Raw genomic sequence first — 17474 nt, 5'->3', positions numbered from 1 at the left:
GCACGCAAAAAGGGGGCTTGGCCCCCTTTTTGCCACCTTGAAATCCTGCTGTCAGCAACGGCCCCGCATCATGGGCGAGCTGATATAAAGGCAGCGATTTGCAGAATTTAACGCCCGTGACGAGCGGGTGGAATGGTTGAAAAACTTTCCAAGAGGATTTTGAAATGGCAGCAATTACTGCGGCGCTGGTCAAAGAACTGCGCGAGCGTACCGGCGAAGGCATGATGGATTGCAAGAAGGCCCTGGAAAAGGCCGGCGGCGACATCGAGAAAGCCATTGACGACATGCGTGCCTCGGGCGCCATCAAGGCCGCTAAAAAGGCTGGCAACGTCGCTGCTGAAGGCGCTATCGCCGTCAAGACCGACGGTAAATCCGCCGTCCTGCTGGAAGTGAACTCGCAGACCGACTTCCTGGCCCTGCAAGACGACTTCAAGAACTTCGTTGCCGAAAGCCTCGAAGAAGCCTTTGCCCAGAAGCTGACCGACGCCGCGCCGCTGATCGCCTCGCGCGAAGCCGCTCGTGAAGCCCTGGTTGCCAAGTGTGGCGAGAACGTCAACATTCGTCGCCTGGTGCGCGTTGAGGGTGACGTTGTCGGTGCCTACCTGCACGGCAACAAGATCGGTGCCGTTGTTGTCCTGAAAGGCGGCGACGTCGAACTGGCCAAGAACATCGCCATGCACGTTGCAGCTTCGAACCCAGAGTTCCTGGATGCGTCGGAAATCTCCGCCGAGGCCATCGAGCGCGAGAAGAACGTCTTCCTGCAGCTGAACGCCGACAAGATCGCCGGCAAGCCGGAAAACATCGTTGAGAACATGATCAACGGTCGTATCGCCAAGTTCAAAGCCGAAGCCTCGCTGAAAGAGCAAGCCTTCGTGATGGACCCGGAAGTCAAGGTCGGCGCCCTGGCCAAGAAAGCCGGTGCTGAAATCGTTTCCTTCACCTACTTCAAGGTTGGCGAAGGCATCGAGAAGCCGGTTGACGACTTCGCTGCCGAAGTTGCCGCCCAGGTCGCTGCCGCCAAGCAGTAAGACGGACTCGTCTGTCGCCCCAAAGAGGCTGCCCGCTCACGCGCGCAGCCTCTTTGTCAAAGCGGGAGCGGTTTGTCAGGCCGTTGCTCGCTGACGCAGTCGCTGCGTCATGTCAGTGTTACATGCAGGCTCAAGCAGCCCGCCAGAATTTTACAAACGCCGCAGGAGAGATTCGCAATGGCTCAGCAGGGCAGTGGTTATCAGGCTCGCTATAAACGCATTCTACTCAAACTTAGCGGCGAGGCCCTGATGGGCTCGGAAGAGTTCGGGATCGACCCCAAGGTCCTGGATCGCATGGCGCTGGAAGTCGGCCAGCTGGTCGGTATTGGCGTTCAGGTCGGCCTGGTGATTGGTGGTGGCAACCTGTTCCGTGGCGCGGCGCTCAGTGCAGCCGGCATGGATCGCGTCACCGGTGACCACATGGGCATGCTGGCGACCGTGATGAATGCCCTGGCCATGCGCGACGCGCTGGAGCGGGCGAACATCACCGCCATCGTCATGTCGGCCATCTCCATGGTTGGCGTGACCGATCACTACGATCGTCGCAAGGCCATGCGCCACCTGAACGCCAAGGAAGTCGTGATCTTCGCCGCCGGTACCGGCAACCCGTTCTTCACCACCGACTCCGCCGCTTGCCTGCGCGCCATCGAGATCGATGCCGACGTGGTTTTGAAGGCAACCAAGGTCGATGGTGTATACACTGCAGATCCATTCAAGGACCCGCATGCCGAGAAGTTCGATCATCTGACCTACGATGAAGTGCTGGATCGCAAGCTGGGCGTGATGGACCTGACGGCAATCTGCCTGTGCCGCGACCACCAGATGCCGCTGCGCGTCTTCAATATGAACAAGCCCGGCGCCCTGCTGAACATCGTGCATGGCGGCGCGGAAGGAACTCTGATCGAGGAAGTTCAAAAATGATCAACGAAATCAAGAAAGACGCCCAGGAGCGCATGGGCAAGTCCATCGAGGCGCTGGCCCGCAACCTGGCGGCGATCCGTACCGGTCGCGCCCACCCGAGCATCCTGGACAGCGTCAAGGTCCCTGCCTGGGGTAGCGACATGCCGCTGAACCAGGTGGCCGCGATCACCGTCGAGGACGCCCGTACCCTGAAGATCGTCGCTCACGACAAGAACCTCAGCGCGGCCATCGAAAAGGCCATCCTGACCTCCGACCTGGGCCTGAACCCGTCCAGCGCCGGCACCACCATTCGCGTGCCGATGCCGGCCCTGACCGAGGAAACCCGCAAGGGTTACACCAAGCAGGCCAGCGCTGTGTGCGAAGACGCCAAGGTTGCCGTGCGCAACGTGCGCCGCGATGCCCTGGCCGACCTCAAGAAGCTGACCAAGGACAAGGAAATCAGCGAAGACGAAGAGCGTCGCGCCGCCGACGAGATCCAGAAGCTGACCGACAAGTACGTCGCTGAAGTCGACGCCGCGTTCAAGGCCAAGGAAAAGGACCTGATGGCCGTTTGAGGCCAGGGTTGCTCTTTAATGGAAAAGACCAAGCCAGCGGCGCCGTCCTCGGTGCCGCGTCATGTCGCGATCATCATGGATGGCAACAACCGCTGGGCGAAGAAGCGCCTGCTGCCCGGCGTCGCCGGGCACAAGGCGGGTGTCGATGCCGTTCGCGCGGTGATCGAAGTGTGCGCCGAGGCGAAGGTCGAGGTGCTCACGCTCTTCGCCTTCTCCAGCGAGAATTGGCAGCGCCCGGCCGAAGAGGTCGGTGCACTGATGGAGCTGTTCTTCTCGGCGCTGCGTCGCGAGGCCAAGCGCCTGAACGACAACAACATCAGCCTGCGCATCATTGGCGACCGTTCACGGTTCCATCCGGAGCTGCAAGCGGCCATGCGGGAGGCCGAAGCGGCGACCGCCGGCAGCAACCGCTTCATCCTGCAGATCGCTGCCAACTATGGTGGCCAGTGGGATATCGCCCAGGCCGCGCAGCGCCTGGCGCGGGAAGTCCAGGCCGGGCACCTGCGCCCGGAGGACATCACCCCCGAGCTGTTGCAGACGTGCCTGGCCACCGGCGACCTGCCGCTGCCCGACCTGTGCATCCGTACCGGTGGCGAACATCGCATCAGCAACTTCCTGCTGTGGCAGCTGGCCTACGCCGAGCTGTACTTCTCCGACCTGTACTGGCCGGACTTCAAACACGAGGCCATGCGCAACGCGCTGGCCGATTTCGCTTCGCGCCAGCGCCGCTTCGGTAAGACCAGCGAGCAGGTCGAGGCTGGAGCCCGTGCTTAATGCTTAAACAACGCATCATTACCGCGCTGATCCTGTTGCCGGTCGCGCTGGGCGGTTTCTTCCTGCTCAATGGCGGGGATTTCGCCCTGTTCATCGGCTTCGTGGTCACGCTCGGCGCTTGGGAGTGGGCGCGCCTGGCCGGCCTGGTGGCGCAGCCGCTGCGCATCGCCTACGCCGCCGTGGTGGCCGGTGGGTTGATGCTGCTCTACCTGATGCCGGACCTCGCCCCCTGGGTGCTGGGCGCCTCGGTGATCTGGTGGGCGCTGGCCACCTGGTTGGTGCTGACCTATCCGCGCAGCAACGAGCTGTGGAGCAGCGCCGCCTGCCGCCTGCTGATCGGCTTGTTGGTGCTGCTGCCGGCCTGGCAGGGCCTGGTGCTGCTCAAGCACTGGCCGCTGGGCAACTGGCTGATCCTGGCGGTCATGGTGCTGGTCTGGGCCGCCGATATCGGTGCCTATTTCTCCGGGCGTGCCTTCGGCAAGCGCAAGCTGGCGCCGCAGGTCAGCCCGGGCAAGAGCTGGGAAGGCGTCTATGGCGGCCTGGTGGTCAGCCTGCTGATCACCCTGGGCGTGGGCCTGGCCCGCGACTGGGGCTTTGGCCAGATCCTGCTGGGCCTGCTGGGCGCGGTGGTGGTGGTCATGTCCTCGGTGGTCGGTGACCTGACCGAGAGCATGTTCAAGCGCCGCGAAGGCATCAAGGACAGCAGCAACCTGCTGCCGGGGCACGGCGGCGTGCTCGATCGCATCGACAGCCTGACCGCGGCGATTCCGATGTTTGCCGTACTTCTGTGGGCTGCCGAATGGGGTGTGATGTGAATCGTGCGCAACGTATTACCGTGCTCGGGGCCACCGGCTCGATCGGCCTGAGCACCCTGGATGTCATCGCGCGCCACCCTGAGCGTTACCAGGTGTTCGCCCTGAGCGGCTATTCGCGCATCGACGAGTTGCTGGCCCTGTGCGTGCGTCACCGTCCGGTATTTGCCGTGGTGCCGAGCGCCGAGGCCGCCGCGCGCTTGCGTGACGGGCTGGCCACGGCGGGTTGCGCCACCGAGGTGCTGGAAGGCGAGGCCGGGCTCTGTCAGGTGGCGTCGGCGTCGGAAGTGGACGCGGTGATGGCGGCCATCGTCGGCGCCGCGGGCCTGCGTTCGACCCTGGCGGCGGTCGAGGCGGGCAAGAAGGTGCTGCTGGCCAACAAAGAGGCCCTGGTGATGTCCGGCGCCTTGTTCATGGACGCGGTGCGTCGCAGCGGTTCGGTGCTGCTGCCGATCGACAGCGAGCACAACGCGATCTTCCAGTGCATGCCCGGCGACTTCGCCCGTGGCCTGGGCAACGTGGGGGTGCGGCGGATCCTGCTGACCGCCTCTGGTGGCCCGTTCCGCGATACCCCGGCCGAAGCGCTGCTCAACGTCACGCCCGAGCAGGCCTGCGCCCATCCCAACTGGTCCATGGGCCGGAAGATCTCGGTCGACTCGGCGAGCATGCTCAACAAGGGCCTGGAGCTGATCGAGGCCTGCTGGCTGTTCGATGCCAAGCCGTCCCAGGTGGAAGTGGTGGTGCACCCGCAAAGTGTCATCCACTCGCTGGTCGACTACATCGACGGCTCCGTGCTGGCCCAGCTGGGCAACCCGGACATGCGCACGCCGATCTCCAACGCCCTGGCCTGGCCGGAGCGTATCGACTCGGGTGTCGCGCCGCTGGACCTGTTTGCCATCGCCCGTCTGGATTTCCAGGCCCCCGACGAACAGCGCTTCCCTTGCCTGCGCCTGGCGCGTCAGGCTGCCGAGGCCGGCAACAGTGCGCCGGCGGTGCTCAACGCCGCCAACGAGGTGGCGGTGGATGCGTTCCTGCAGGGGCGTATTCGCTTCCCGGAGATCGCGAGTATGATCGAGCAGGTACTCGACCAGGAGCCGGTGGTCTCGCTGCCTACGCTCGAGGCGGTGTTCGCCGCCGATCAACGTGCCCGGGAACTGTCCCGGGAGTGGTTGCGGCGCCACGGCCGCTGACGCCAGCGGCACGCCCCGCCGACTGTCACCCGGAGATTGGACATGACTGCGCTCTACATGATCATCGGTACCCTGATTGCGCTGGGTGTGCTGGTCACCTTCCACGAGTTCGGCCACTTCTGGGTGGCGCGCCGCTGTGGGGTCAAGGTGCTGCGCTTCTCGGTGGGCTTCGGCACGCCGCTGCTGCGCTGGCATGACCGCCAGGGCACTGAATTCGTGGTCGCGGCGATTCCGTTGGGGGGCTATGTCAAGATGCTCGATGAGCGCGAGGGCGAAGTGCCGCCAGCGCTGGTCGAGCAGTCGTTCAATCGCAAGTCGGTGCGCCAGCGCATCGCCATCGTCGCCGCCGGTCCGATCGCCAATTTCCTGCTCGCCATCCTGTTCTTTTGGGTGGTTGCCATGCTCGGCTCGCAGCAGGTGCGGCCGGTCATTGGCGCGGTGGAGGCGGGCAGCCTGGCGGCAACCGCCGGTCTGAATGTCGGTCAGGAAATTGTTTCCATTGATGGCGAGCCGACCACCGGCTGGTCGGCAGTCAACCTGCAGCTGGTGCGGCGCCTTGGCGAGAGCGGCACCCTGCGGGTGGGCGTGGTCGACGCAGGCGCGACTGCCGAGCGTCAGCACGACATCACCTTGAGCCACTGGCTCAAGGGCGTCGATGAGCCGGACCCGATCCAGTCCCTCGGCCTGCGTCCGTGGCGCCCGGCGGTAACGCCGGTGCTGGCCGAGATCGACCCCAAGGGGCCGGCGGCCGCCGCCGGGCTCAAGACCGGCGACAAGCTGCTGGCCCTGGACGGCGTGGCCCTCGCCGACTGGCAGCAAGTGGTCGACGCCGTGCGCGCCCGCCCGCAGCAGCAGGTGAGCCTGCGGATCGAGCGTGACGGCGCTTCGCTCGACGTGCCGGTGACCCTGGCCCGCAAGGGCGAGGGCAAGGCCGTCGGCGGCTACCTGGGGGCGGGCGTCAAGGCCACGCAATGGCCGGCGCAGATGCTCCGCGAGGTCAGCTATGGCCCGCTGGAAGCGGTGGGCGAGGGCCTTTCGCGCACCTGGAACATGAGTGTTCTGACCCTCGAATCGCTGAAGAAAATGCTGTTCGGGGAGCTCTCGGTAAAAAACTTGAGCGGACCGATAACCATTGCTAAAGTGGCGGGCGCTTCAGCCCAGTCGGGCGTCGGGGATTTCCTGAATTTCCTGGCCTATCTGAGCATAAGCCTGGGGGTTCTGAACCTGCTGCCCATCCCGGTACTGGATGGGGGGCATTTGCTGTTCTACCTGATCGAGTGGGCGCGCGGTCGTCCGCTCTCGGATCGGGTGCAAGGTTGGGGGGTCCAGATCGGTATCAGTTTGGTCGTCGGGGTGATGTTGCTCGCCCTGATCAATGATCTGGGTCGACTATAAAAAGCTTCGCTCAATCGCGAAAACCTGCCGCCCTGTCGCGGCGGGTTGTTTATTGCCAGTTGGAATAAAAGGACTTCATGAAACGTCTGCTGCTAACTGCGGTGCTCTCCGCACTGATGATCGCTGAAGTTCACGCCGAGTCCTTCACCATCTCCGATATCCGTGTCAACGGCTTGCAGCGGGTCTCCGCCGGCAGCGTGTTCGGCGCCTTGCCACTGAACGTCGGTGACCAGGTCGACGACCGCCGCCTGGTCGATTCGACCCGCTCGCTGTTCAAGACCGGTTTCTTCCAGGACATTCAGCTGAACCGCGACGGCAATGTCCTGATCATCAACGTGGTCGAGCGCCCATCGGTGTCGAGCATCGAGATCGAAGGCAACAAGGCGATCAGCACCGAAGACCTGATGAAGGGCCTGAAGCAGTCGGGCCTGGCCGAAGGCGAAATCTTCCAGCGCGCGACCCTCGAAGGCGTGCGTAACGAACTGCAGCGCCAGTACGTGGCCCAGGGCCGCTACTCGGCCGAGGTCGACGCCGAGGTGGTGCCGCAGCCGCGCAACCGTGTCGGCCTGAAGATCAAGATCAACGAAGGCACCGTGGCCGCGATCCAGCACATCAACGTGGTGGGCAACACGGTCTTCGACGACGAGACCCTTGGCCAGCTGTTCGAACTCAAGACCACCAACTGGCTGTCGTTCTTCAAGAACGACGACAAGTACGCCCGCGAAAAACTCTCCGGTGACCTGGAACGTCTGCGTTCCTACTACCTGGACCGCGGCTACATCAACATGGACATCGCCTCCACCCAGGTGTCGATCACCCCGGACAAGAAGCACGTCTACATCACCGTCAACATCAACGAAGGCGAGAAGTACACCGTCCGCGACGTGAAGCTCTCCGGTGACCTCAAGGTACCGGAAGACCAGGTCAAATCGTTGCTGCTGGTGCAGCCGGGCCAGGTGTTCTCGCGCAAGGTGATGACCACCACGTCCGACCTGATCACCCGTCGCCTGGGTAACGAAGGCTACACCTTCGCCAACGTCAATGGCGTGCCACAGCCGAACGACGAAGACCACACCGTCGACATCATGTTCGTCGTCGATCCGGGCAAGCGTGCCTACGTCAATCGCATCAACTACCGCGGCAACACCAAGACCGAAGACCAGGTGCTGCGTCGCGAGATGCGCCAGATGGAAGGCGGCTGGGCCTCGACCTACCTGATCGACCAGTCCAAGACCCGTCTCGAGCGTCTGGGCTTCTTCAAGGAAGTCAACGTCGAGACCCCGCCGGTGCCGGGTACCGACGACCAGGTCGACGTCAACTACAGCGTCGAGGAACAGGCCTCCGGGTCGATCACCGCCAGCGTCGGTTTCGCCCAGAGCGCCGGCTTGATCCTCGGCGGCTCGATCAGCCAGAGCAACTTCCTGGGTTCCGGTAACAAGGTCTCCATCGGCCTGACCCGTTCCGAATACCAGACCCGCTACAACTTCGGCTTCGTCGATCCCTACTTCACCGCCGACGGTGTGAGCCTGGGCTACAACGCCTTCTACCGCAGCACCGACTACGACGACCTCGATGTCGACGTGGCCAGCTACGCGGTGGACAGCCTCGGTGCCGGTGTCAGCCTTGGCTACCCGATCAGCGAAACCTCGCGCCTGACCTACGGCCTGACCGTGCAGCAGGACAAGCTGAAGACCGGTCGCTACACCGTGGACGAGATCTTCAAGTTCATCCAGGACGAAGGCGACAGCTTCCTCAACTTCAAGGCGTCGATCGGCTGGTCCGAGTCCACCCTGAACAAGGGTGTGCTGGCCACCCGCGGTCACTCGCAGAGCCTGACCCTGGAAACCACCGTGCCGGGCAGCGACCTGTCGTTCTACAAGCTCGACTACCGCGGCCAGCTGTTCAAGCCAATCAACAACGACTACACCCTGCGCCTGCACACCGAGCTGGGCTATGGTGATGGTTTCGGTTCGACTTCGGGCCTGCCGTTCTACGAGAACTACTACGCCGGTGGTTTCAACTCCGTGCGCGGCTTCAAGGACAGCACCCTGGGCCCACGCAGTACGCCGAGCCGCGGCGCCGCCGTTACCGGCAACCAGGGCACCATCGCCGACCCGGACCAGGATCCGCTGCCGTTCGGTGGTAACGTCCTCGTCCAGGGTGGTGTCGAGCTGCTGTTCCCGCTGCCGTTCGTCAAGGACCAACGTTCGCTGCGCACCTCCGTGTTCTGGGATGTGGGTAACGTGTTCGACACCAACTGCGGCTCCAAGCCCGATTGCACCAAGGTCGGTTTCTCGGACATGGCCAGCTCCGTCGGTCTGGGCGTGACCTGGATCACCGCGCTGGGCCCGCTGAGCTTCAGCCTGGCGATGCCGATCAAGAAGCCGGACGACGCCGACACGCAAGTGTTCCAATTCTCTCTGGGCCAGACCTTCTAAGGTCGGCCCTTGCATAACGACAACGGATTATCCAGGAGTGCATCGTGCGTAAGTTGACCCAACTGGCCCTCGTGGCCGCGGCGCTGGTCGCCACCCCGGCTTTCGCCGAAATGAAAGTGGCCGTGCTGAACTATCAGATGGCGCTGCTGGAATCCGACGCGGCCAAGAAGTACGCCGTGGATGCCGAGAAGAAGTTCGGCCCGCAACTGACCAAGCTCAAGGGCCTGGAAAGCAGCGCCAAGGGCATCCAGGATCGCCTGATCAAGGGCGGCGACAAGATGCCTCAGCCAGAGCGCGAGCGTCTTGAGCTCGAATTCAAGCAAAAGGCCCGTGACTTCCAGTTCCAGTCCAAGGAACTCAACGAAGCCAAGGCCGTGGCCGACCGTGACATGCTCAAGCAGCTCAAGCCCAAGCTCGATGGCGCCGTGGAAGAAGTCATCAAGAAAGGTGGTTTTGACCTGGTGCTCGAGCGTGGCGCGGTCATCGACGTCAAACCGCAGTACGACATCACCCGCCAGGTGATCGAGCGCATGAACCAAGCGCGTTGATATGACCGTGACGATGACGCTCGGCCAATTGGCCGAGGCCCTCGGGGCCAGCCTCAAGGGCCCCGAGGCGCTGGAAATCACCGGGCTGGCCACCTTGCAGGAGGCCGGCCAGGGTCAGTTGAGCTTCCTGGCCAACAAGCAGTACCGCAAGTTCCTGGACGAGAGCCAGGCCAGCGCGGTGTTGCTCAAGGCCGAGGACGCCGAAGGTTTTGCCGGCAGCGCCCTGATCGTGCCCGATCCGTACCTGGCCTACGCGCGCCTTTCGCACCTGTTCGATCCAAAGCCCAAGGCTGTGGCGGGAATTCATCCCAGCGCCGTGGTGGCGGATGACGCACAGGTCGACGCCAGCGCCAGCATTGGCCCGTTCGCGGTGGTCGAGAGCGGCGCGCGTATCGGCGCCAACGTGACCGTCGGTGCCCACTGCTTCATCGGTGCGCGTTGCGTGATCGGCGAGGGCGGCTGGCTCGCCCCGCGGGTGACGCTGTACCACGACGTGACCATCGGCAAGCGCGTGGTGATCCAGTCGGGCGCGGTGATCGGCGGCGAGGGCTTCGGCTTCGCCAACGAGAAAGGCATCTGGCGCAAGATCGCCCAGATCGGCGGCGTCACCTTGGGTGACGATGTCGAAATCGGCGTGAACACTGCGGTAGACCGCGGTGCGCTGTCGGATACGCGTATCGGTGACGGGGTCAAGCTCGACAACCAGATCCAGATCGCCCACAACGTCCAGGTCGGCGACCACACGGCGATGGCTGCCTGTGTCGGTATTTCCGGCAGCACCAAGATCGGCAAGCACTGCATGATCGCCGGTGGCGTCGGGATGGTCGGCCACATCGACGTGTGCGATAACGTATTCGTCTCCGGAATGACCATGGTGACCCGCTCGATTACCGAGCCGGGTGGCTACTCGTCCGGCACGGCCATGCAACCGCTGGCCGAATGGCGCAAGAGCGCCGCGCGTATCCGCCAGTTGGACGAGATGGCCAAGCGTCTCGGGCAGCTGGAAAAACGTGTCGACACCGTGACCTCGGATGGCCAGCCGACATCAGAAGGCTGATACCTTTTTCCGAGCGAGCGTGAGCAGTCGCTGGCCGGCGTCTCTGTGCCTGTGCACGAGGCGCCAGTTGCCAGCACCTGCGCTCCCTATTCTTATTACAGGCTTCCCCCCGAAATGATGGACATCAACGAGATTCGCGAATACCTGCCTCACCGTTACCCGTTCCTGCTGGTGGATCGGGTCACGGATCTGGACTTCGAGGCCCAAAGCATTCGTGCCTACAAGAATGTCAGCATCAACGAGCCGTTCTTCAATGGCCACTTCCCGGCGCATCCGATCATGCCGGGCGTGCTGATCATCGAGGCGATGGCCCAGGCGGCCGGGATTCTCGGATTCAAGATGCTCGACGCGAAACCTGCCGACGGCACCCTCTACTACTTCGTCGGCTCCGACAAGCTGCGCTTCCGCCAGCCGGTGCTGCCGGGCGACCAGCTGGTGCTGGAAGCCAAATTCCTCAGCCGCAAGAGCATGATCTGGAAGTTCGAGTGCCGCGCCCTGGTCGACGGCAAGCCGGTATGCTCGGCAGAGATCACCTGCGCGGAACGTTCCCTATGAGTTCGATTGACCCTAGGGCGATCATCGATCCCTCGGCCAAGCTGGCCGACGGCGTCGAGGTCGGCCCCTGGTCGATCGTAGGCCCCGATGTGGAAATCGGGGAGGGCACCGTCATCGGGCCGCACGTGGTGCTCAAGGGGCCGACCCGCATCGGCAAGCACAACCGCATCTACCAGTTCTCGTCGATCGGCGAAGACACCCCTGACCTGAAGTACAAGGGCGAGCCGACGCGCCTGGTGATCGGTGACCACAACGTGATCCGCGAGGGCGTCACCATCCACCGCGGCACCATCCAGGACCGCGCGGAGACCACCCTGGGCGATCACAACCTGATCATGGCCTATGCCCACATCGGCCACGACAGCGTGATCGGCAACCATTGCATCCTGGTCAACAACACCGCGCTGGCGGGCCATGTGCATGTCGGCGATTGGGCGATCCTGTCCGGCTACACCCTGGTGCACCAGTATTGCCACATCGGCGCCCACGCCTTCTCCGGCATGGGCACCGCGATCGGCAAGGACGTACCGGCCTACGTCACCGTGTTCGGCAGCCCTGCCGAAGCCCGCAGCATGAACTTCGAAGGCCTGCGCCGCCGTGGTTTCAGCGACGAGGTGCTGCATGCGCTGCGCCGCGCCTACAAGATCGTCTACCGTCAGGGCTTGACCGTCGAAGAGGCATTGAAGGAGCTGGACGAGCTGGTCAAGCAGTTCCCGCAAGTCGACGTGTTCCGCCAGTCGATCGCCAACTCCGCCCGCGGCATCACCCGCTGACATGGCCCAGCTCTGTGTTGCGCTGGTCGCGGGCGAGGCCAGCGGCGACATTCTCGGCTCCGGCCTGATGCGCGCCATCAAGGCCCGTCACCCCGATGTGCGCTTCATCGGTGTGGGTGGCCCGCTGATGGAAGCCGAGGGCATGAGCTCCTACTTCCCCATGGAGCGCCTGGCGGTCATGGGCCTGGTGGAAGTGCTCGGGCGTCTGCGCGAGCTGCTCAAGCGCCGCAAGTTGCTGATCCAGACGCTGATCGACGAACGGCCCGATGTGTTCATCGGCATCGACGCCCCCGATTTCACCCTCAATATCGAACTCAAGCTGCGCCAGGCCGGGATCAAGACCGTGCACTACGTCAGCCCTTCGGTCTGGGCCTGGCGGCAGAAGCGCGTGCTGAAGATTCGCGAGGGTTGCGACCTGATGCTGACCCTGCTGCCGTTCGAGGCACGCTTCTATGAAGAGCAGGGCGTGCCGGTGCGCTTCGTCGGCCATCCGCTGGCCGACACCATTCCCCTCGAGGCTGACCGAGGCGCGGCGCGTGCCGAGTTGGGCCTGGGCGATGGCCCGGTCATCGCGCTGATGCCGGGTAGCCGGGGCGGCGAAGTGGGGCGCCTGGGCGCGCTGTTCCTGGATGCCGCCCAGCACCTGCGTGAGCGCGTGCCCGGCGTGCGCTTCGTGCTGCCGTGCGCCAACGCCGCGCGGCGCGCCCAGCTCGAGCAGATGCTCGAAGGGCGCGACTTGCCGCTGACCTTGCTCGACGGCCAGTCGCACCAGGCCCTGGCGGCTTGCGATGCGGTATTGATCGCCTCGGGTACCGCTACCTTGGAAGCGATGCTGTACAAGCGGCCGATGGTGGTGGCCTACCGCCTGGCACCGCTGACGTACTGGATCCTCAAACGCATGGTCAAGAGCCCCTACGTGTCGTTGCCCAACCTGCTGGCCCAGCGCCTGTTGGTGCCGGAGCTGCTGCAGGACGCCGCCACCAGCGAAGCCCTGGCGCAGACCTTGGCACCCTTGCTCGAGGACGGCTCGCAGCAGACCGACAGCTTCGACCAGATTCACCGCACCCTGCGCCGCGATGCCTCCAACCAGGCGGCTGACGCGGTGCTCGCCCTGCTGAAGGACCACTGACATGCAGATGGGACTGGATTTCAACCTGGTCGAGGACCTGGTCGCCGGTGTCGACGAGGTCGGCCGTGGCCCGTTGTGCGGCGCGGTGGTCACCGCCGCGGTGATCCTCGACCCGAACCGGCCGATCCTTGGCCTGAACGACTCGAAGAAACTCACCGAGGCCAGGCGCGAGGCGCTGTTCGACGAGATCCGCGAAAAGGCCTTGAGCTTCTGCATTGCCCGCGCCGAGGTCGAGGAGATCGACCAGCTGAATATCCTCCAGGCCACCATGCTGGCCATGCAGCGCGCGGTGGAAGGCTTGCATGTCACCCCCAAGCTGGCGTTGATCGACGGCAACCGCTGCCCGAAGCTGGCGGTGCCGGCGGCACCGGTGGTCAAGGGCGACTCCCAGGTACCGGCCATCGCCGCGGCCTCGATCCTGGCCAAGGTCACCCGTGACCGGGAAATGAGCGCCTTCGAGCTGATCTACCCGGGATACGGGATCGGCGGGCACAAGGGCTACCCGACGCCGGTGCACCTGGAAGCCCTGGCCCGGCTCGGGCCGACGCCGATTCATCGGCGTTCGTTCGCGCCGGTGCGGGCGGCGTGGGAGGCCCGTGACGGCGTCTGCAACGCGTTGATCTGATTGGTTTGAGGCCCATCGCGGGGCAAGCCCGCTCCCATGCTTGATCATCCGGCGTGGGAGCGGGCTTGCCCCGCGATGCTTTCGATCACCCTGCGCCATTTACGCTACAATCGCGCCCTTGTCGTTCAGCTCTGCTACAGGATCCTCCATGTCGGTCTCCTTCGTTCACCTTCGCGTGCACTCCGAATTCTCCCTGGTCGACGGCCTGGTGCGGATCAAGCCGCTGGCCAAGGCCCTGGCCGGGATGAACATGCCGGCGGTGGCGATCACCGACCAGAGCAACATGTGCTCGCTGGTGAAGTTCTACAAGACCGCCATGGGCGCCGGCATCAAGCCGATCTGCGGCGCCGACCTGTGGCTGGCCGGGGCCGACCCCGAGGCGCCGCTGTCGCGCATCTGCTTCCTGGCCATGAACCCCAAGGGCTACCGCAACCTCACCGAGCTCATCTCGCGCGGCTGGACCGACGGCCAGCGCAATGGCCTGGTGATCATCCAGCGTGACTGGATCGCCCCGGCCAGCGAAGGGTTGATCGCCCTGTCCGCGGGCAAGGAAGGCGATATCGGCATGGCCCTGATGAGCAATCGTCAGGACGAAGCCCAGGCCCTGCTCGCGGACTGGATGGCGATGTTCCCCGAGCGCTTCTACGTCGAGCTGCAGCGCACCAACCGCGCCGGTGACGAGGAGTACGTGCACGCTGCCGTGGCCCTGGCCGACAAGCTCGGCGCGCCGCTGGTGGCGAGCAACGACGTACGTTTCATCAAACAGTCGGACTTCGACGCCCACGAGACCCGCGTGTGCATCGGCGAGGGCTGGACCCTCGACGACCCGCGTCGCCCGCGTGGCTACAGCGACCAGCAGTACCTCAAGTCCGCCGAGGAAATGGCCGAGCTGTTCAGCGACTTGCCGGACGCCATCGCCAACACCGTGGAAATCGCCAAGCGCTGCAACATCACCGTGCAGCTGGGCAAGTACTTCCTGCCCGACTTCCCCACGCCCAACGGCATGGGCATCGACGACTACCTGCGCCATGTTTCCCACGAAGGCCTGGAGGAGCGCCTGGCGGTGCTCTGGCCGAAGGAAACCACGCCCAATTACGAAGAGAAGCGCCAGGTCTACCTGGACCGCCTGAAGTTCGAGCTGGACATCATCATCCAGATGGGCTTCCCCGGTTACTTCCTGATCGTCATGGACTTCATCAAGTGGGCCAAGAACAACGATGTGCCGGTTGGCCCGGGGCGGGGTTCGGGTGCTGGTTCGCTGGTGGCCTACGTGTTGAAGATCACCGACCTCGACCCGCTGGCCTACGACCTGCTGTTCGAACGTTTCCTCAACCCTGAACGTATTTCCATGCCCGACTTCGACGTCGACTTCTGCATGGATGGCCGCGACCGGGTGATCGACTACGTGGCCGAGGCCTACGGGCGCAACGCGGTCAGCCAGATCATCACCTTCGGTACCATGGCCGCCAAGGCGGTGGTGCGCGACGTGGCGCGGGTGCAGGGCAAGTCCTACGGCCTGGCCGACCGCCTGTCGAAGATGATCCCGTTCGAAGTGGGCATGACCCTGGAGAAGGCCTACGAGCAGGAAGAGATCCTGCGCGACTTCCTCAAGAGTGATGAGGACGGCCGCGAGATCTGGGACATGGCCCTGAAGCTCGAAGGTGTCACCCGCGGTACCGGCAAGCACGCCGGTGGCGTGGTGATCGCGCCGACCAAGCTCACCGACTTCTCGCCGATCGCTTGTGACGAAGAGGGTGGCGGCCTGGTGACCCAGTTCGACAAGGACGACGTCGAGGCCGCGGGCCTGGTGAAGTTCGACTTCCTCGGCCTGCGTACCCTGACCATCATCAAGTGGGCGATGGAGATCATCAACCGCGAGCAGGCCAAGAAGAACCTGCCCGACGTCAACATCGACTTCATCCCGCTGGACGATCGCAAGACCTACGAGCTGCTGCAGAAAGCCGAGACCACGGCGGTGTTCCAGCTCGAATCGCGCGGCATGAAGGAGCTGATCAAGAAGCTCAAGCCCGACTGCCTGGAAGACCTCATCGCACTGGTGGCGCTGTTCCGCCCCGGCCCGCTGCAGTCGGGCATGGTGGACGACTTCATCAACCGCAAGCACGGCCGCGCGGAGCTGGCCTACCCGCACTCGGACTACCAGTACGAAGGGCTCAAGCCGGTACTGGCGCCCACCTACGGCATCATCCTGTACCAGGAACAGGTGATGCAGATCGCCCAGGTGATGGCCGGCTACACCCTCGGTGGCGCAGACATGCTGCGCCGGGCCATGGGTAAGAAAAAGCCCGAGGAAATGGCCAAGCAGCGCGGCGGTTTCATCGAAGGCTGCGTGGCCAACAATATCGATGCCGATCTTGCTGGTAACATCTTCGACCTGGTAGAAAAATTCGCCGGCTACGGCTTCAACAAGTCCCACTCCGCCGCCTACGGCCTGGTGTCGTACCAGACCGCCTGGCTGAAGACTCACCATCCGGCGCCGTTCATGGCCGCGGTGCTGTCGGCGGATATGCACAACACCGACAAGGTCGTGGTGCTGGTCGAGGAAGTGCGCAGCATGAAGCTGCGCCTGGATGCGCCGGACGTGAACTTCTCCGACTTCAAGTTCACCGTCAACAACGACGGCCGTATCGTCTATGGCCTGGGTGCGATCAAGGGCGTGGGCGAGGGCCCGGTGGAGGCGATCGTCGAGGCGCGCGCCGCAGGCGGCCCGTTCAAGGACCTGTTCGACTTCTGCGAGCGTATCGACCTCAAGCGGGTCAACAAGCGTACCCTGGACGCGCTGATCCGCAGCGGCGCGCTGGACCGCCTGGGCCCGCACTTCCATGACGAGATCAAGGCCTACCAGGCCAACATCGACATCAACCGCGCAACCTTGCTGTCGGCGTTGGGCGAGGCGGTGAAGGCCGCCGAGCAGGCCGCGCATACTGCCGACAGCGGCCACGTCGACCTGTTCGGCGGCATGTTCGACGCCGCCGACGTGGACGTCTATGCCAACCACCGCAAGGTGCGCGAGCTGACCCTCAAAGAACGCCTGAAAGGCGAAAAGGACACCCTTGGCCTGTACCTCACCGGCCACCCGATCGACGAGTACGAGACCGAGATCCGCCGCTTCGCCCGCCAGCGCATCGTCGACCTCAAGCCGGCCCGCGACACCCAGACCATCGCCGGCATGATCATTGCCCTGCGGGTGATGAAGAACAAGAAAGGCGACAAGATGGGCTTCGTCACCCTCGACGACCGTTCCGGGCGCATCGAGGCCTCGCTGTTCGCCGACGCCTTCATGGCCGCCCAGGCCCTGCTGCAGACCGACGCCATGGTGGTGGTGGAAGGGGAGGTGAGCAACGATGACTTCTCCGGCGGCCTGCGCCTGCGGGTCAAGACCGTGATGACCATGGAGGACGCGCGGACCAAGCTGGCCGAGAGCCTGCGCCTGAAAATCAGCCATGAGGCGCTCAAGGGCGATCGCCTGAGCTGGCTGGGCGAGCTGATCACCCGCCATCGCGGTGGCTGCCCGATTACCCTGGAGTACACCGGCAGCGACGCCAAGGCCATGCTGCAATTCGGCGACCAGTGGTGCATCGACCCCGCCGATGGGCTGATTCAGGCACTGCGTGACCAGTTCGGACGTGAGAACGTCTTCCTGCAATACCGTTGAAA

Annotated in this window: 15 protein-coding genes; all 15 read left to right on the top strand. The window is 64.1% G+C overall.

Annotated features, from left to right (window positions below):
• Positions 1-164 precede the first annotated feature (164 nt).
• On the top strand, positions 165-1028 hold the full coding sequence (tsf, locus tag KSS95_RS21840; protein WP_217849545.1) for a translation elongation factor Ts: 864 nt from the start codon (positions 165-167) through the stop codon (positions 1026-1028).
• 177 nt (positions 1029-1205) lie between these two features.
• Positions 1206-1949 (top strand): UMP kinase, encoded by a 744-nt coding sequence (gene pyrH, locus KSS95_RS21835; protein WP_217849543.1) that lies wholly within the window; start codon positions 1206-1208, stop codon positions 1947-1949.
• On the top strand, positions 1946-2503 hold the full coding sequence (gene frr, locus KSS95_RS21830) for a ribosome recycling factor (protein ID WP_217849542.1): 558 nt from the start codon (positions 1946-1948) through the stop codon (positions 2501-2503). The genes pyrH and frr overlap by 4 nt, the downstream gene beginning before the upstream one ends.
• An 18-nt stretch (positions 2504-2521) precedes the next feature.
• Entirely contained in the window at positions 2522-3277 is a 756-nt protein-coding gene (uppS, locus tag KSS95_RS21825) for a polyprenyl diphosphate synthase (RefSeq protein ID WP_134689533.1), read from the top strand.
• Positions 3277-4092: a phosphatidate cytidylyltransferase gene (locus KSS95_RS21820; protein ID WP_217849540.1), complete on the top strand. Its 816-nt coding sequence runs from the start codon at positions 3277-3279 to the stop codon at positions 4090-4092. The genes uppS and KSS95_RS21820 overlap by 1 nt, the downstream gene beginning before the upstream one ends.
• Positions 4089-5279 carry a 1-deoxy-D-xylulose-5-phosphate reductoisomerase gene (ispC, locus tag KSS95_RS21815; RefSeq protein WP_217849538.1) on the top strand — a complete coding sequence of 397 codons (1191 nt, stop codon included), beginning with the start codon at positions 4089-4091 and terminating at the stop codon, positions 5277-5279. The genes KSS95_RS21820 and ispC overlap by 4 nt, the downstream gene beginning before the upstream one ends.
• A gap of 42 nt (positions 5280-5321) precedes the next feature.
• Positions 5322-6674 carry a sigma E protease regulator RseP gene (gene rseP / locus KSS95_RS21810; RefSeq protein WP_217849536.1) on the top strand — a complete coding sequence of 451 codons (1353 nt, stop codon included), beginning with the start codon at positions 5322-5324 and terminating at the stop codon, positions 6672-6674.
• Positions 6675-6751: 77 nt separating this feature from the next.
• Complete coding sequence (bamA, locus tag KSS95_RS21805) at positions 6752-9112, top strand: outer membrane protein assembly factor BamA (protein WP_134689529.1); 2361 nt, start codon at positions 6752-6754, stop codon at positions 9110-9112.
• A gap of 44 nt (positions 9113-9156) precedes the next feature.
• Positions 9157-9660: an OmpH/Skp family outer membrane protein gene (locus KSS95_RS21800; RefSeq protein ID WP_023629834.1), complete on the top strand. Its 504-nt coding sequence runs from the start codon at positions 9157-9159 to the stop codon at positions 9658-9660.
• A 1-nt stretch (position 9661) separates the two neighbouring features.
• Positions 9662-10717: a UDP-3-O-(3-hydroxymyristoyl)glucosamine N-acyltransferase gene (gene lpxD, locus KSS95_RS21795; protein ID WP_217849534.1), complete on the top strand. Its 1056-nt coding sequence runs from the start codon at positions 9662-9664 to the stop codon at positions 10715-10717.
• A gap of 114 nt (positions 10718-10831) precedes the next feature.
• Positions 10832-11272, top strand: a complete 441-nt coding sequence (fabZ, locus tag KSS95_RS21790; RefSeq protein ID WP_003252314.1) for a 3-hydroxyacyl-ACP dehydratase FabZ — start codon at positions 10832-10834, stop codon at positions 11270-11272.
• Positions 11269-12045, top strand: coding sequence for an acyl-ACP--UDP-N-acetylglucosamine O-acyltransferase (gene lpxA, locus KSS95_RS21785; protein ID WP_186660056.1), 777 nt, complete (start codon positions 11269-11271; stop codon positions 12043-12045). The genes fabZ and lpxA overlap by 4 nt, the downstream gene beginning before the upstream one ends.
• A gap of 1 nt (position 12046) precedes the next feature.
• Positions 12047-13174, top strand: a complete 1128-nt coding sequence (gene lpxB, locus KSS95_RS21780) for a lipid-A-disaccharide synthase (RefSeq protein ID WP_217849532.1) — start codon at positions 12047-12049, stop codon at positions 13172-13174.
• A gap of 1 nt (position 13175) precedes the next feature.
• A complete protein-coding gene (gene rnhB, locus KSS95_RS21775; protein ID WP_217849530.1) occupies positions 13176-13799 on the top strand; it encodes a ribonuclease HII in 624 nt (207 codons plus the stop codon).
• Positions 13800-13947: 148 nt separating this feature from the next.
• On the top strand, positions 13948-17472 hold the full coding sequence (dnaE, locus tag KSS95_RS21770; protein WP_217849529.1) for a DNA polymerase III subunit alpha: 3525 nt from the start codon (positions 13948-13950) through the stop codon (positions 17470-17472).
• The last annotated feature ends 2 nt before the right edge of the window (positions 17473-17474 follow it).

Origin of the sequence: Pseudomonas muyukensis (genome assembly GCF_019139535.1) — a bacterium.
Lineage (GTDB): Bacteria > Pseudomonadota > Gammaproteobacteria > Pseudomonadales > Pseudomonadaceae > Aquipseudomonas > Aquipseudomonas muyukensis.
Note: the sequence above shows the minus strand (reverse complement) of the source record. Positions and strands in the feature narration are given on the sequence as shown.

Excerpts from the sequence above, each read along its gene's own strand:
- frr (WP_217849542.1), top strand. The coding sequence starts at position 1,946 with ATGATCAACGAAATCAAGAAAGACGCCCAGGAGCGCATGGGCAAGTCC.
- lpxD (WP_217849534.1), top strand. The coding sequence starts at position 9,662 with ATGACCGTGACGATGACGCTCGGCCAATTGGCCGAGGCCCTCGGGGCC.
- uppS (WP_134689533.1), top strand. The coding sequence starts at position 2,522 with ATGGAAAAGACCAAGCCAGCGGCGCCGTCCTCGGTGCCGCGTCATGTC.
- bamA (WP_134689529.1), top strand. The coding sequence starts at position 6,752 with ATGAAACGTCTGCTGCTAACTGCGGTGCTCTCCGCACTGATGATCGCT.
- tsf (WP_217849545.1), top strand. The coding sequence starts at position 165 with ATGGCAGCAATTACTGCGGCGCTGGTCAAAGAACTGCGCGAGCGTACC.
- dnaE (WP_217849529.1), top strand. The coding sequence starts at position 13,948 with ATGTCGGTCTCCTTCGTTCACCTTCGCGTGCACTCCGAATTCTCCCTG.
- KSS95_RS21820 (WP_217849540.1), top strand. The coding sequence starts at position 3,277 with ATGCTTAAACAACGCATCATTACCGCGCTGATCCTGTTGCCGGTCGCG.
- lpxA (WP_186660056.1), top strand. The coding sequence starts at position 11,269 with ATGAGTTCGATTGACCCTAGGGCGATCATCGATCCCTCGGCCAAGCTG.
- fabZ (WP_003252314.1), top strand. The coding sequence starts at position 10,832 with ATGATGGACATCAACGAGATTCGCGAATACCTGCCTCACCGTTACCCG.
- lpxB (WP_217849532.1), top strand. The coding sequence starts at position 12,047 with ATGGCCCAGCTCTGTGTTGCGCTGGTCGCGGGCGAGGCCAGCGGCGAC.
- rnhB (WP_217849530.1), top strand. The coding sequence starts at position 13,176 with ATGCAGATGGGACTGGATTTCAACCTGGTCGAGGACCTGGTCGCCGGT.
- pyrH (WP_217849543.1), top strand. The coding sequence starts at position 1,206 with ATGGCTCAGCAGGGCAGTGGTTATCAGGCTCGCTATAAACGCATTCTA.
- rseP (WP_217849536.1), top strand. The coding sequence starts at position 5,322 with ATGACTGCGCTCTACATGATCATCGGTACCCTGATTGCGCTGGGTGTG.